The organism is Paenibacillus sp. RC67 (assembly GCF_030020805.1).
Taxonomy (GTDB): domain Bacteria; phylum Bacillota; class Bacilli; order Paenibacillales; family NBRC-103111; genus Paenibacillus_S.
This window is the reverse complement of the sequence record NZ_CP125098.1, coordinates 5282407-5295041: the sequence shown is the minus strand read 5'-3', so window position 1 is coordinate 5295041 and position 12635 is coordinate 5282407. Positions and strand designations below refer to the sequence as shown.

General features: G+C 41.7%; 14 protein-coding genes and 3 pseudogenes. 12 read left to right on the top strand and 5 right to left on the bottom strand.

Annotated elements, in window-relative coordinates:
• The first annotated feature begins 112 nt into the window (after window positions 1–112).
• Window positions 113–199: a putative holin-like toxin gene (locus QMA13_RS24025; protein WP_282943529.1), complete on the top strand. Its 87-nt coding sequence runs from the start codon at window positions 113–115 to the stop codon at window positions 197–199.
• Window positions 200–595: 396 nt separating this feature from the next.
• Window positions 596–1198 carry a YdeI/OmpD-associated family protein gene (locus QMA13_RS24020; protein ID WP_282936259.1) on the top strand — a complete coding sequence of 201 codons (603 nt, stop codon included), beginning with the start codon at window positions 596–598 and terminating at the stop codon, window positions 1196–1198.
• 97 nt (window positions 1199–1295) lie between these two features.
• On the opposite strand, the gene QMA13_RS24015 is transcribed toward QMA13_RS24020, so the two are convergent.
• From QMA13_RS24015 to QMA13_RS24000, 4 genes and pseudogenes are all read right to left on the bottom strand, one after another.
• Entirely contained in the window at window positions 1296–1637 is a 342-nt protein-coding gene (locus tag QMA13_RS24015; protein WP_282936258.1) for a hypothetical protein, read from the bottom strand.
• 30 nt (window positions 1638–1667) lie between these two features.
• Window positions 1668–2873: an ATP-binding protein gene (locus QMA13_RS24010; protein WP_282936257.1), complete on the bottom strand. Its 1206-nt coding sequence runs from the start codon at window positions 2871–2873 to the stop codon at window positions 1668–1670.
• Between the two features lie 705 nt (window positions 2874–3578).
• Window positions 3579–4007 (bottom strand): SRPBCC family protein, encoded by a 429-nt coding sequence (locus tag QMA13_RS24005; protein WP_239614626.1) that lies wholly within the window; start codon window positions 4005–4007, stop codon window positions 3579–3581.
• A gap of 175 nt (window positions 4008–4182) precedes the next feature.
• Window positions 4183–4432, bottom strand: a pseudogene (locus tag QMA13_RS24000) (IS1595 family transposase); the annotation flags it as partial.
• Window positions 4433–4444: 12 nt separating this feature from the next.
• Between QMA13_RS24000 and QMA13_RS36450 the strand changes: the two are divergent.
• The 6 genes and pseudogenes from QMA13_RS36450 (at window position 4445) to QMA13_RS23975 (ending at window position 7644) form a co-directional block, all read left to right on the top strand.
• A complete protein-coding gene (locus QMA13_RS36450; protein WP_349254235.1) occupies window positions 4445–4618 on the top strand; it encodes an SGNH/GDSL hydrolase family protein in 174 nt (57 codons plus the stop codon).
• Window positions 4619–4831: 213 nt separating this feature from the next.
• Window positions 4832–4996 (top strand): annotated as a pseudogene (locus tag QMA13_RS23995) (IS110 family RNA-guided transposase); the annotation flags it as partial.
• Window positions 4997–5356: 360 nt separating this feature from the next.
• Complete coding sequence (locus QMA13_RS23990; RefSeq protein WP_282936256.1) at window positions 5357–5719, top strand: hypothetical protein; 363 nt, start codon at window positions 5357–5359, stop codon at window positions 5717–5719.
• Window positions 5720–5867: 148 nt separating this feature from the next.
• On the top strand, window positions 5868–6287 hold the full coding sequence (locus QMA13_RS23985) for a DUF1801 domain-containing protein (protein ID WP_282936255.1): 420 nt from the start codon (window positions 5868–5870) through the stop codon (window positions 6285–6287).
• A 337-nt stretch (window positions 6288–6624) separates the two neighbouring features.
• The gene (locus tag QMA13_RS23980) at window positions 6625–7044 is read left to right on the top strand and encodes an HIT family protein (protein ID WP_282936254.1); all 420 of its coding nucleotides are present in this window, start codon (window positions 6625–6627) and stop codon (window positions 7042–7044) included.
• 27 nt (window positions 7045–7071) lie between these two features.
• Window positions 7072–7644 carry a P-loop nucleotide/nucleoside kinase family protein gene (locus QMA13_RS23975; RefSeq protein WP_282936253.1) on the top strand — a complete coding sequence of 191 codons (573 nt, stop codon included), beginning with the start codon at window positions 7072–7074 and terminating at the stop codon, window positions 7642–7644.
• Window positions 7645–7934: 290 nt separating this feature from the next.
• Here the strand turns inward: QMA13_RS23975 and QMA13_RS23970 are convergent, their stop codons facing one another.
• Window positions 7935–8339: a VOC family protein gene (locus tag QMA13_RS23970; RefSeq protein ID WP_282936252.1), complete on the bottom strand. Its 405-nt coding sequence runs from the start codon at window positions 8337–8339 to the stop codon at window positions 7935–7937.
• Between the two features lie 977 nt (window positions 8340–9316).
• On the opposite strand from QMA13_RS23970, the gene QMA13_RS23965 reads away from it, so the two are divergent.
• The 4 genes and pseudogenes from QMA13_RS23965 to QMA13_RS23950 all read left to right on the top strand — a co-directional run.
• Window positions 9317–9811: an NUDIX hydrolase gene (locus tag QMA13_RS23965; protein WP_282936251.1), complete on the top strand. Its 495-nt coding sequence runs from the start codon at window positions 9317–9319 to the stop codon at window positions 9809–9811.
• 234 nt (window positions 9812–10045) lie between these two features.
• Window positions 10046–10504: a VOC family protein gene (locus QMA13_RS23960; RefSeq protein WP_282936250.1), complete on the top strand. Its 459-nt coding sequence runs from the start codon at window positions 10046–10048 to the stop codon at window positions 10502–10504.
• Between the two features lie 693 nt (window positions 10505–11197).
• Window positions 11198–12088, top strand: a complete 891-nt coding sequence (locus QMA13_RS23955) for an MBL fold metallo-hydrolase (RefSeq protein WP_282936249.1) — start codon at window positions 11198–11200, stop codon at window positions 12086–12088.
• A 274-nt stretch (window positions 12089–12362) separates the two neighbouring features.
• Window positions 12363–12566: pseudogene (locus QMA13_RS23950) on the top strand (sigma factor); the annotation flags it as partial.
• Between the last annotated feature and the right edge of the window lie 69 nt (window positions 12567–12635).

The window sequence follows — 12635 nt, the reverse complement described above, 5'->3', positions numbered from 1 at the left end:
CACAATCATAGTCCCTTCGACACTTCCACTTATATCCATTTAAATATAGAATTTACAATAAGACGACTTGTACAAAGGCGGACACCTTACCAGAAAGGTGGAGGCTGTAAACATGGATATATTTCAAGCTCTTTCAATCATGTTTGCATTTGGGTTATTTATACTCTCATTGTTAACTTACATTGACAAGAGGAAATGATCTGAATTGGCACTAGTTTTGGTTTGAAACCATACTAATTAAAGCCGCCAATTACAAGCCGCCGTACACGTCAGGTCAAATAATTTGATCTGACTTTTTTTGTATTAAAACTAACTGTAGGAGAAGAATCCACTGTTACAACTTCCCATCCTTCCTTACCTAAACTCTGGAAACTTAAAGTGCTCTGATTTGAAAACTTAAATCTTCTTGACGTACACGAAAGATGTGCACAAAGCTTGATACATGAATATGGACATGTATTGCATTATCGTATGTTAGGCCTCTTGGGCATTAATTCAACAAGCGAACAATACATATGGTTAAGTGAATGTGAGGAGAGACTGCGCAGCTGATTTGGAATCGTAGCTTGCGAGTCATTACAATCGACGAGAAGAAGTGTGGCTTAGAATAGCTAAGAAGGATTCGGGCATCCATTCAATTACCATTCCGCAAACGCTCGATGTCGCCTTGTGTTATGGATGGATCGATAGTCACCGTAAAGGATTCAACGAGGCGTATTACTTGCAGCGTTATTCGCCAAGGCGATTGAAAAGCCCTTGGTCCATGGTTAACGTGCGAAAAGTAGGAGTTCTAATGAAGACAGGACGAATGAAAGCCCACGGTTATGCTGAAATTCGCCGAGCGCAGGAGGATGGAAGATGGGATGTAGCCCATGAATCACAGAAATGCGCAACAATCCCGGCGGATCTCGCAGCGGCGTTAGTGCAGCATGAACAGGCCCAAAAAGCTTTCAGTCAGCTCGATAAGAGATCTCAATATGCGATCCTCCTGCCGCTCTTAAAGGCAACATCGGCAAAGAGTAGAGCTACGCTGTTAATGATTTCGATTGTAGGGTCATATTGTGGGTATTGCGCTTGTAGCATTTCGGCAAGAGCACCGACGGCAGCGTCGTCCTGTAAAGATAGCGTATTTTCAATAAAAGTTTGCCCTGCCTCGGTGAACACTTGCTGTATTGCAATCGTATTGTGCACAGCTTAACGGCCTTCTTCGGTATATTTCCTTGTACCGTATTGTAGTAATGCGTAACCATTCCGAACCTGGGGGAACGGGGGTGGTAGTCAGCAGAGATAAATGCTCAGCATAGGAGGTGCTTCCATCGAACGATAGTGAGCCTCTCTTGTCCAACCACGTGTAGAGGGTGAAATCGGGTTCCCCGGTACGTCAACATACAGAATTCCGTGTATCTGTCCAGTAATGCCGATGCCGCCGATCTCCACATCATCCCTTCAAAATTCGGCAAGCACCTCACGAACCGTATGCCAAATCCAATCGGGACCTGGCAGTGTTCCCATGAATTTGCCGTATAACACTCAGTATGATTGTCTTTTATCATCGATTTTGTGATTTCACCGCTGTTTCCATCCACAAGAACACCGCCAATGCTCATCGTACCGATGTCGAGTCCGATCAAGTACATCCTCATTTTCTCCTTCAAACGTTTCAGATATTAAAGGACATTCAACAATTGCTGACGATCGTTGGAGCCGAGAGCCATGTGAATGAGGTGGACCACCATCTTTTTCTGTTCCCGGTTCAAATCAATGAATATCTTCGGTGCCGCTTGATACATCTCACGGATCACGAATTCGAGCTCTTCTTTTTTAATCTGATCCTCGGGTATATCCAAAAAGGGAGGAAACGCATCGGCTTCAGTAAAATCCTGAATAACGACATCGGAATAAGTCTTCAGATACGGCTTCCTTTTTTGCTTAATCAATGCACTAACCTCATCGATCAGGAACAGATATTCTTCACTTCGTTTGTTTGCGCCGAAACCGAATTCCAGCTGTTCGCTGTCCGGATCCGTATCAAAATCAAAATGGTCAAAAAACGAGCTTTGAATATAAACGCTGTGATAAAAGGAGTCACTTTTATTATTAAAGGTTGTTGGCTGCTTATGCTTCTCTGTTAGCGTTGAATCAATGAAATAGATTTTGGAATGCTCGTGATTGATCCGGTCATTCCACTGAATATATTTCAGATGAAATACCGTTTGGGTCGGCTTATGAACAAATTCACGCCATTCCTTTTCTCTAATAAGGCTGGAATAGTCCAGTGGGCTTCCGTCCACTTTTAAATCGAAGCCCTTGTCCGAATTCAACTCAAGGAACCACCCGAATTCCCTGCATAAATAAGCTATCAGCTCTTCGTAAACGAAATCTTTTATGATGTTGTGGAAGGTTACGGTTGTCCCTGTGCCTTGAACGTCATTCGCCTGAACAGCCCCTGTCGCCTCATAAGAATCCATACGGTCCGAACGAACATGGATCGTGTACGTCTTGTAGGAAGCCCCGTCTTCATACGTAGTTCTCCACAAAGCGTCAGAAGCGAAACGATGAAACGTTAAACGGCCGATACCGTTTTTTCCATGCATGGCTGAGGTTACGCGAACACGTTTGCCGGGATCGAGCTGCTTCTCCGATTCGTAAAAAGGAGTAAACTTGCGCTCCAGTGCATCACGATCTATACCATATCCATTATCCGCAATCGTGATTTGGTCGATACCGCCCAATGGGTTCCTTTGAAGCTGAACATCTACAACCGTCGCGCGTGCATCAAATCCGTTCCATATGTATTCGGAAATTGCTTGAAGATAATTAAACTTGCGAAGCGTCTTCTCGATTCCTTTTGAGGTGATCCTGATTCGGTTCAAAAAAACCCCTCCTTTTAGGTGTTGAGCACTTCGAACAGCAAGCTGAACATACTCCTCCTACCGCTGCTTGACAAGTCCGCTAGTCATATCGAACAGTCTCGTTCAACTCTATCCGCGATACGGCGGGGAGTGGAATTTCGCGTTCCGGTCTTACAAGTCTAAGCTTCAAATCAATGTTCATCCTCAATACATCCTTGTAAGTTTATTGGATTATGCTAAAGAACATCTTTTGGTACTCTTATTTGCTAGTTTAATGTATTTAGTTATAATTTGTAAGCGGTTTAATTTGTCGAATGCTGTATTGGCAAGCGCAAGCTGAAGGGCGGACATATGTAAGTGTTAAAAGAAAATAAAACATTAGACTGAAAAAGTATTTTTTATTAGGAAAATAAAGTAGATTGAAAAAATATAGTATCAGACTGGGATCGGCATTAAGCTAAACCAGCTAATAACTTGTCAAGATTTTCAATAGAAAATGGGGAAGATGGTGCTATACTAATTACTGAGCATGCCAAATAACCCTCCAACATGGTCTTGGAAGTTTTTCATGGGTTTCGTCGTTTGATTGCCAATCAAATTAATTCGAGGTATGCTTCTTTTCGTTTGGCTATGTTAAATTCTACCATAAGAAAACCGCCTTGGTGAAAAGGCGGTTTATTAAGCTTTCGTTCCTCATTAGTGGAATGAGCAGTATAACTTAAATTATTAAAACTTACGTTTATGATAGGGGATACCATCGCCATCTTCACAATAGGATTTGAGACTATAAAGGAAAATAGCCCAGTTGTAGTTACAGGAGCGATAAAATGGCGTTACTTCTTTCCAGTTCGTATGACGCAAAGTAATAAAAGACTTCCCGTTCTTCTCTTGGATATCAAAGGAAATAATCGTACCAATCCATTCTGGATCTGAATCTATACACTGCCAAACGACTTTTTTATTAGTGATCAATTCCTCTATTCTCATCTTAGTTATGTCATTGCTGCCAAATCGAAATTCATTAATAAAGCCAATCTGATTATTAATAATGAGTTCATTGGTCCATATTTCCGACAGTCCTTCAGCGGTGGTTAAAGTTTCATACACTTTCGACGCTGGAACATGTACGGTTTGCAAGTGCTCGATATTTGCCATGCCTTACTCCCTTCTAAATGCAATAATTTATGTTTGATGCTTATGATAACATATGATGAATATAATAGTTTCTTTTGGATTGCTATGTTGTAGTTATTGCAATTATTTGTTCAACTATCCTACCGGTTAGCTTAACAAGAATAAGCAGAAAGCCTAAGTTTGGTATTCGTGTCGGTTACAGTAAACATGCACGATTTGACCAACGAATTTTTCTTATTCGATGAGGTATTCTCATATTCCGTGCTTTCTATATAACGAAACCAAGCCAAATAATGTTGCAAATATTTGGTTGCAACACCATTAAAGCGGTCCATCCATTTCTTCAAGCGGCTGTGGTAGCTGTTTACGTTTTGGATATGCTACACGTCTTTTACACGTTGTTTTCCGTCGGACTTGAATCGGTAATGAGCCAAGCCCTTTGAACGGTAAATGATTGGATTAGAACCAGTGGTAAATTTAATGCTGTGATCGATTTGGATGCCACAGTAAGAGATCCAGACGATCCAACAAAACTTTTGAGAGCTTATGACAGTGGAGACCATTTACAGCCTAGTGTGAAGGGATACCAAAAAATGGCAGAGGCAATAGATCTCAATTTATTTACTCCATAACAAGATAGATAATTATCTGACGCAGCCGGAGCTTGTATGATGAAGTTGCAGGCGCAAAGATACAAGTTAACATTCACCTTTGTTCCGGGAGTAAGAGGATGTCATCACCGGCTTTACCTTCTGAGGCGTAACTGACCATTACACGTGGCTGGACGACTTCCCCGTCAAGTAGAGGGAAAATTGGCCGTTCCTATTCAACATGGAAGATCGGGCGAATTTGGTCAGCCGCATACGTACAATGTACAGGTGAAGAAGATGAAGAAAATGAGGTCTCTTATGAAACTGTGTGGTAAATTAGCACGAATACTCGTTGGAATGGCTCGCAGCAACGAAGTCTACAATCCTCATAAAACGATGCCAATGCAGCTAGCAGCTTAAGACGTATTATTCCAGAAAGTAATACATTTATTATTGATTTAAGGTGGTGTCCAGACAGTAGATTAAATGGCGAATATAAATTAAATGTACATAAATCAAAGCGATCAAAAGACAGATTTGAAGTAAGAGATACAATTGAAATTTGGTTGCGGGAACTAAATAATAATCAAACTGATGATGAATTCTAATCCGTACTAACGGGAAACGATAGCTCAATAAGACACGATGGCAGTCTTCTAGACGATCGGCTGCCGTTTTTCATTGAAGTAACGGACAGATTTCTTCAATAAAAATGTTATATTAATATCGGAAGGATTTCACAAATGAAATATATTGTAATAGGGAAGTGAGGTGTGTTTGATGGAAATTCATTACCGCCAACTATTAGATATTACTCATGATGAAATCAACTATATCGATAGTAATGAGCAAACACAAACAATAAGTTTTATCGATTGTAGGAAGAATTGGGTTGCTTTCTGTAATGAGACAGACGGGACAAAAACCACTCTCGAAGATTCATTTTGCGTTGGTTGGCGTGATTGGTTCAGTCAACCTAAATATTTTGAATTCTTTTCAGAACCAAAAGTTAAAGTAATATTCCCATATAATAAAAACTGGTTTTCGATTATTAGGAATGAAAGAAAGAAAATTAGGCTTGAATTCATTAGATTACAATGGAAAATTAATGATTGTGGACATACCACATATGATCTAGGCTAATCCTATCATTCCGGTAAAGGAGAGTACGACCGCTCAAAAATCAGGATAAGGGCTGCTGCTCGATTTCGATTTTGACAGCCTTTTTGCATACATGATACTGTAACTTTGAAGTCTTACATTGTGAAAGGTAAGGGAGGGATTCCTAATTATGTATGAGCAGAAAACAAAAGAAACTGACAGAAGTGTCATTGAGTTTATTGAGAATGTCGAAAATCTCAAGAAGCGTGATGACGCCTACAAATTATTAGAAACATTCACCGAAACGACCGGTTACCCAGCGAAGATGTGGGGACCGAGCATCATCGGCTTTGGCTCATATCACTACAAATACGAATCTGGTCATGAAGGAGACGCACCATTAGTCGGCTTCTCACCTAGAAAAGCAAGTATCAGCCTGTATTTTGCGACAGGCGATACGGAGCGGGATGTATTACTGCAGAAGTTCGGAAAACATAAGTCAGGAAAAGCCTGTGTATACATCAACAAAGTATCCGACATTGATTATCATGTATTAAAGGCATTGATTAACCAATCTGTAAAGTTCCTGAAAGAGACTTACCCCAATTGATCCGGCAATCTTAGAAAAGGTCGCGCAGTATACTGAGAGAACGGGAGCCGAAACGACAGATATCATGGATTCAGGCAGTATTAATGTTGTTTATTTTTATGCTCTGAACGGTAATTATCTTGGTATATGTGAAGAAGTGGAGGTCTAGATTTCAGTACAACACAATCATCATGAGGCAGCCGCGGATCCATCGGGTAGCCTCTTTAAGCTAAAGGGTACGATCTTAATTAGTACTTTACAAAGGTAGCAACGGACAGGAGTGTTTGTTAGGGTAGTCGAATAATCATACTTAAATAACAACAAAATCTCCTTTTAAAGCGGGGTGTGTCACTACTATATGGAATGCTTAGGATGTAGGATTGCAAATGGGATTGAACCTAATCTGAATATTTTATTTGAGAACGAACTTATTACTTGTGTACTTGATATTGCTCCGTTTAATGAAGGGCATACGCTAATCCTTCCTAAAAAACACTACTTGGATGTCGATGAAATCGACCAAGAAACTGCTTACAGTATCATGGACGCCACTAAAATGATTTCAACTGTCTTAAAATGCGTGTATAAACCTGATGGTATTAGAGTGAGTCAAGACGGTGGGAAATTCAACGATTTGACACATTATCACATGCATCTCATTCCAAGATACGAAGGCGATGGATTTACCTGGGGTGAACCGTTACATCCAGATGGTGCTGAAAACCGATTACCACAAACTAAGGAAATAATCATTAAGGTTATTAGCGAACTATTCTAACGGATAACGATAACGGGGGAATATCTTATGCATTTTATCAAAAAATCAGTAGCAGTCTATCTTATCTCTGGTCCACTTGGCGTAGGGAAATCAACCGTCTCCAAGACTCTTGCGGACGCGACGAACCAATGTGCGTTGATTGAGGGTGATCTCCTTCTCCATATCTACCGTGGTGAAACCGAGCTGCCCTGGGAGGAACGACTCCGGCTGGCTTGGCTTAATATCGTTGCGGTGGCGCGAAACTTGCTCCAGGACGGACTAGACGTAGTTATCGATTTCGTCGTTGAAGACGAACTACAATGGTTCTATGACCAGCTATCGGATCTCGATGCGACTCTCCACTACGTTGTGCTACACGCAGAACCGGACACCCTTACCGCCCGACTCAATCAGCGGGGAGATGCGCAATATATCCACCGTTCGCTTTTCCTTCGGGATAAGTTGATGAAGTCGCCGACCAATGAGCCATTCCTGCTGGACGCCGATCATAAGCCGCCTGATGAACTCGCTGAAGAGATCTTAAAGGATGCCAGATTTCGGATAAATGGGACATTTTCACAAAATATCGGATTCTCTACATATGTCACTTATACCCGCTGATAATAATCCAGAAAGCAAGCAGAACTGAAAACAGTAAAGGAGCAGCTGTAGCTGCTCCTTTGAATTGCCCATGAAAATTCTTACATACTAAATGATAATGACCAAAAATTGGAGTAGTTTCTACCATAAGCTATATACACATTGGTAGTCGTGTTGCCCCATTCGGGTTCATTGTCATACCGGGAGAGACGATGTTATCATCGGAGAAATGTTAGCGGCACATTAGGCCAAAATGGCCATACGAATCGTTGCCACTCCCCAAATTAAGGCCTCACTCACTCAACTGTCCGTCAACGTCTACCGCTGAACCGTTTGATCGCTTCCTCGGTCACCGGCGCGAAGAGGTTAACCAAGTTGCCGTCGGGATCGCGAAACAGCACAGCACGGTTCCCCCACGGCATCGTGGTTGGTTCCTTTACCCACTCGTCGACAAACGGCTTCAAGCGCTCGTATTCGGCATCGACATCGTGGACGCGGAACTCGATGATGACAGTGTGATTGTCGGCCGCCACTGCGGAACCAGCGCCGAACAGTTGCACCGTCTGGGAGTGGCCGATCGCCAGGGTGCACGATGGCACAACGAGTTCGGCGAAGACGGGCGCGGGGCGTTCCGCCGAAACACCCATGACTTTCTCATAGAACTCGACGAGACGATCCACGTCGTCGGTAATGATGCGTACAGAAGCCAAATTCATGAGATACCATCCTTCCTATAATAAATGATACAATGCCGTATCATATCATTTTGGGCCAGAATACTTCGCATTTATCTCCCACTCCTTTATGTTTACTTACTCCGATTATAAAAAAACAATACTGACAACTGTATGTCAGTAGCGTTTTAACATTTTTTTGGCTTAATCCCGAATTCGATTTCGGAATGCGTCATGCTATCGATTCAATATAAGCTGCGCCACACCCTGTTTATCAAACAATTATGGATCTAGCATAAGTAAAGAAAACTCCCGTCTGAAACAAACGGGAGTTCGAAAATCAAAATATACGTTCGCGTCTGAAAACAAGAACGTTGCTTCTTTCGGTGATGATGACAAATCCGTTTCTTAAGAGACAATGGATAGCTTGGATCAAGGTAAATCCTACTCGTAAGAATTGACCGCAAGGATTAGCGCTTCCTATGATGCATACTCCAGTTATCCTATTATCTATAAATCTAATAGTAACAACGTTCTGGAGAAGTGGTAGATGAGCATGAACACATACTTATCACCTCCTTGAGTTTTACTATAATAGATTCATTTTTAATAGATTAGGAAACGGACAAACATGGAAAAACCTAAATAATGGGATAACCAAGGAAGCTTTTTGTCATAAACGTTGATGATCGATTTTATTAATTTAGATTAAACGGGCAGGATAATATATTCTAATTGGTCAAATTACCCATAAAAGTAGGTTGCTCTAGAGACCTGAAGGCCCTTCTGTTTGTTAAACAGTGGGTGATCCGAAGTGTTACATGTACTCAAATTTATAGATTTTGTACATATGCACTGCCCGGTACCATCAATCATCTTTTAACAACAATGATTCATTCACATTTTGATATTAGATAGTTTCCATCCCACAGGATACAATCAAAATAAGTGGCTATCCAATATTGATTGGGGTTGTATCAATGATGAGGTATAAATTCTGTCCCAAGTGTGGTGGAAGGTTGATTCTGAACGAAAACAGGGAGATATCTAAGCCGGTTTGTACTTCATGCGGGTTTATCTTTTATCAAAATCCAACGGTAGGCGTTATGGGAATCTTAATTAGGGACGGGAAGGTTTTGCTAGGCAAACGACGGCGAGGGGACTTTAAGGGGCAGTGGTGCTTTCCAGGTGGCCACGTTGAGTGGGATGAGGATGTATATGAGGCGGCTCGACGAGAATTTATAGAGGAAACGGGTTTAAATATTAAGATTACAGCAGTTTACACAGTTCTTTCAGATTATGGAAGTATACACGAACAATTTCGTCGTTTACATAACCTCGAACAACAAAATGCAATTATTTGGTTTCTAGTAAAAGAGATTGATGGTAAGCTCGTTGCTGGAGATGATATTGAGGAAGTAGAATTTTTCTCTTTTAGTGAAGTGCCGGTGTTGGCTTTCCCAACACATGAAATTGTATTGAAAAAATTGAAGGATGAACACCTTATTTTATAGTAAATGTTCTATTACGTTAATGGGGAACGATAGTTCAACTAAGGACTCTATATAAACGTCAAGAAGCTGCCGAGGCAGCTCTTTGACATGATCACAAATAAAGCGATTGATACATATGTACTGCAGGGCGTTAAGCAAAAGGGAGGGATAATACAATTACGGTACCGTATTTACAGATTGGATATTTAATTGTACTGTTACTTTGTGGATTAAATTTCCAATAGGTGGTGTAATATGGGTGACCAAGTAATCAATAAACATGAAAAGATTCAACCGAGCGTGAAAGAAAAAGCAACAGTAAAATCAGTTGCTTGTATTGAAGTGCCAGTTAAGAACATACAACGTGCAGTTGACTTCTATGTGTTTCAATTGGGTTTCTATATTAACACCACTAAAAATCGTCTTCCTATTGAATCTGACAACACCGAGGTATTTATCTATCCTGCATCAGGCGTAGAAATCATGCTTATACAAACTGATGGAGAAGAACGGCTGGCTTTTACTCATAAAGGAAGACCCAGTCATGTTCTCATATTGGAAATTAGTGAGGACATTGAAAAATGCTATAACAGATTAGTTGTAGCTGGTATTAGGACTAGCCCAATTAAAGATAGTGGCGGATGTGGAAAATCTTTTGATGTTTTCGACCCTGATGGAAATTTAATTAAATTGTGGTTTGGTTATCCAATTTAATACTCAACTAACGAAGTACGATAGCTCAACACCAGGCAGCCACGTGTGACTTCCTTTTCATAGTAGAAGCTCTGTAGGTCAGACTAACGGATGGGCTCTATGGCACCATAGTTCATCGACCTTCCTCTCCCAGCCATAGTAGCAGTATTGACGGATTCTACCCATTTTCATCATCTGTGGTGCACGCTTGCGCTGCATGGTTGTGTAAAAATAGCTATATTTTACTTATTGAGGTACCATGATTTTTGTTAAGATTTAAAAAAAGGATTGGGGTTGGAGAAAAACGACGGCATAAGAGAATCGAATTTGAAAGTATTTAAACGAATTGGGGATTGAAGGCAGCCACTCCTTCAAGGTGAGAATCTGCGTTAAGCTCGATGCAGCGAATCAGGGGGTATCAATTTGTTCGGCCGCAAGTTCGGAAACTACGATTAGGACATTTTACTAAGGATGGACTACAAGCCAAGAAGCTCATAATGTCTTATGGCGGGGGCTTGCCAATCTAGCTCTGTTTTACGGCCATTGAGTTAACAATTTTTGAATATAATTCTATAATTATGAAAAAAGGGCGAAAGTGCAGGTAAACGGGAATTATGGCGGGACCGGATTCATCCTTATTTGTTTAGACATTTCGTGGATGATATCCGTGATCGTATGGATATGATGGAATTATTGTAATGGAGGGATGCTAGAATGGAAAGTCTCTGTAAGGAGCGTTGGCGGAATCCGGAATGGCTTATGGAGGAAATACAAAGGACGAGGCCGTCATCCGGCTGTGCAGCTGTATGGTTCTTCGGACAAGAAAGCGTAGCTATCAAAGGAAAAGCGACTGTAATCCATGTCGATCCTTTCTATTCCGATTATCTCGAACAGATCAATGGGATAAAGCGAACGTATCCCACATTGGTTAAACCTGAGCATATTACCACCCTCGACTTCTGCCTGATTACTCATGAGCACGAGGACCACTTGGATCCGTGGACACTAAAGGTGATTGCTGAGCAATGTCCGGAGACACGCTTTATGGCGCCCTTTAGCTGTCGAGCTATGCTGGAAGCAAACTGCGGAATAGCCTCTGAGAGGATAATCGATGCTCTCACTGGGGAGTGGATTGAGCTTGAAGGCAGAGAAGGAGAAAAGATCCGGATCAAGCCGATACCAGCGGCTCATGAAACACTGGAGACGACAGGAACTGAGCGGGCCCACCGTTATGTTGGCTACTTGCTTGAGCTGAACGGCGTGAAGGTGTACCATGCAGGCGATACCGTAATCTACCCCGGTCTGATGGAGAATCTCGCGCAGGAGGCAATTGATTTGGGGATGCTTCCCATCAACGGACGGGATTACTTTAGAACTTCTGGCGGGATTGTAGGGAACATGAATTATCGCGAAGCAGCGGAGCTTGCCAAGGCTGTACATATGGATATGGTAATTCCGTTGCACTACGATATGTTTGCAGGAAATAGCGAGAAGCCGGGAAATTTCGTTCAAACGCTTTACGAGCGCTACCCTGAGCAGAAGTGTCATGTCATGGCGCGAGGGGAACGATTCATATACGCTTCACGGAGAGCTTTCCTTTCGTAAAATTACAGGTTGCCATTACGGAGCATAGATTTTATTTAACGATAATTAATCGCATTTACCTCCAAATGAAATTTTTCTCCTTCATCAGTAAAATAACCGATGAATCTGTATAGACGCAGAATCATCGGTTTCTTGGCATTTGTAAGCAAAGTGTGTTGGCGGGTGCTCTATCGGTGGTACATGTCCTGGTGACCCTTGTAAGTTCGGGAGATCAGTGGTATGGATAAAACACAATAAAACTTGGTTTGGAATTGCGAACCGCTAGTCATTTGTATTGATCACTCCTACAACGGTAATTGCTGATTTATTGCGATGTACATCGTTTCGTGTTCATATCGTCAAAAAATTCGACAATGCCGGTGAAGATCTAGAAGACCTAATCTCCATCGGAACCATCGGTTTGATTAAGGCCATCGAATCGTTTTCACCAAATAAAGGCACGAAATTAGCGACCTTTGCAGCCAGATGCTCGCTGAATATGCCCGAGATGGCCGATAAGCAAATCACCCGCATTTGATTTGCGGGTGGTTTGCCGTCTTCGGTCCAT

What these genes read in the sequence shown, in the direction of transcription:
- QMA13_RS24025 (WP_282943529.1), top strand. Translation starts at nt 113, where the DNA reads ATGGATATATTTCAAGCTCTTTCAATCATGTTTGCATTTGGGTTATTT.
- QMA13_RS24015 (WP_282936258.1), bottom strand. Translation starts at nt 1,637, where the DNA reads ATGTACTTGATCGGACTCGACATCGGTACGATGAGCATTGGCGGTGTT.
- QMA13_RS24005 (WP_239614626.1), bottom strand. Translation starts at nt 4,007, where the DNA reads ATGGCAAATATCGAGCACTTGCAAACCGTACATGTTCCAGCGTCGAAA.
- QMA13_RS23990 (WP_282936256.1), top strand. Translation starts at nt 5,357, where the DNA reads ATGGAAATTCATTACCGCCAACTATTAGATATTACTCATGATGAAATC.
- QMA13_RS23985 (WP_282936255.1), top strand. Translation starts at nt 5,868, where the DNA reads ATGTATGAGCAGAAAACAAAAGAAACTGACAGAAGTGTCATTGAGTTT.
- QMA13_RS23980 (WP_282936254.1), top strand. Translation starts at nt 6,625, where the DNA reads ATGGAATGCTTAGGATGTAGGATTGCAAATGGGATTGAACCTAATCTG.
- QMA13_RS23975 (WP_282936253.1), top strand. Translation starts at nt 7,072, where the DNA reads ATGCATTTTATCAAAAAATCAGTAGCAGTCTATCTTATCTCTGGTCCA.
- QMA13_RS23970 (WP_282936252.1), bottom strand. Translation starts at nt 8,339, where the DNA reads ATGAATTTGGCTTCTGTACGCATCATTACCGACGACGTGGATCGTCTC.
- QMA13_RS23960 (WP_282936250.1), top strand. Translation starts at nt 10,046, where the DNA reads ATGGGTGACCAAGTAATCAATAAACATGAAAAGATTCAACCGAGCGTG.
- QMA13_RS23955 (WP_282936249.1), top strand. Translation starts at nt 11,198, where the DNA reads ATGGAAAGTCTCTGTAAGGAGCGTTGGCGGAATCCGGAATGGCTTATG.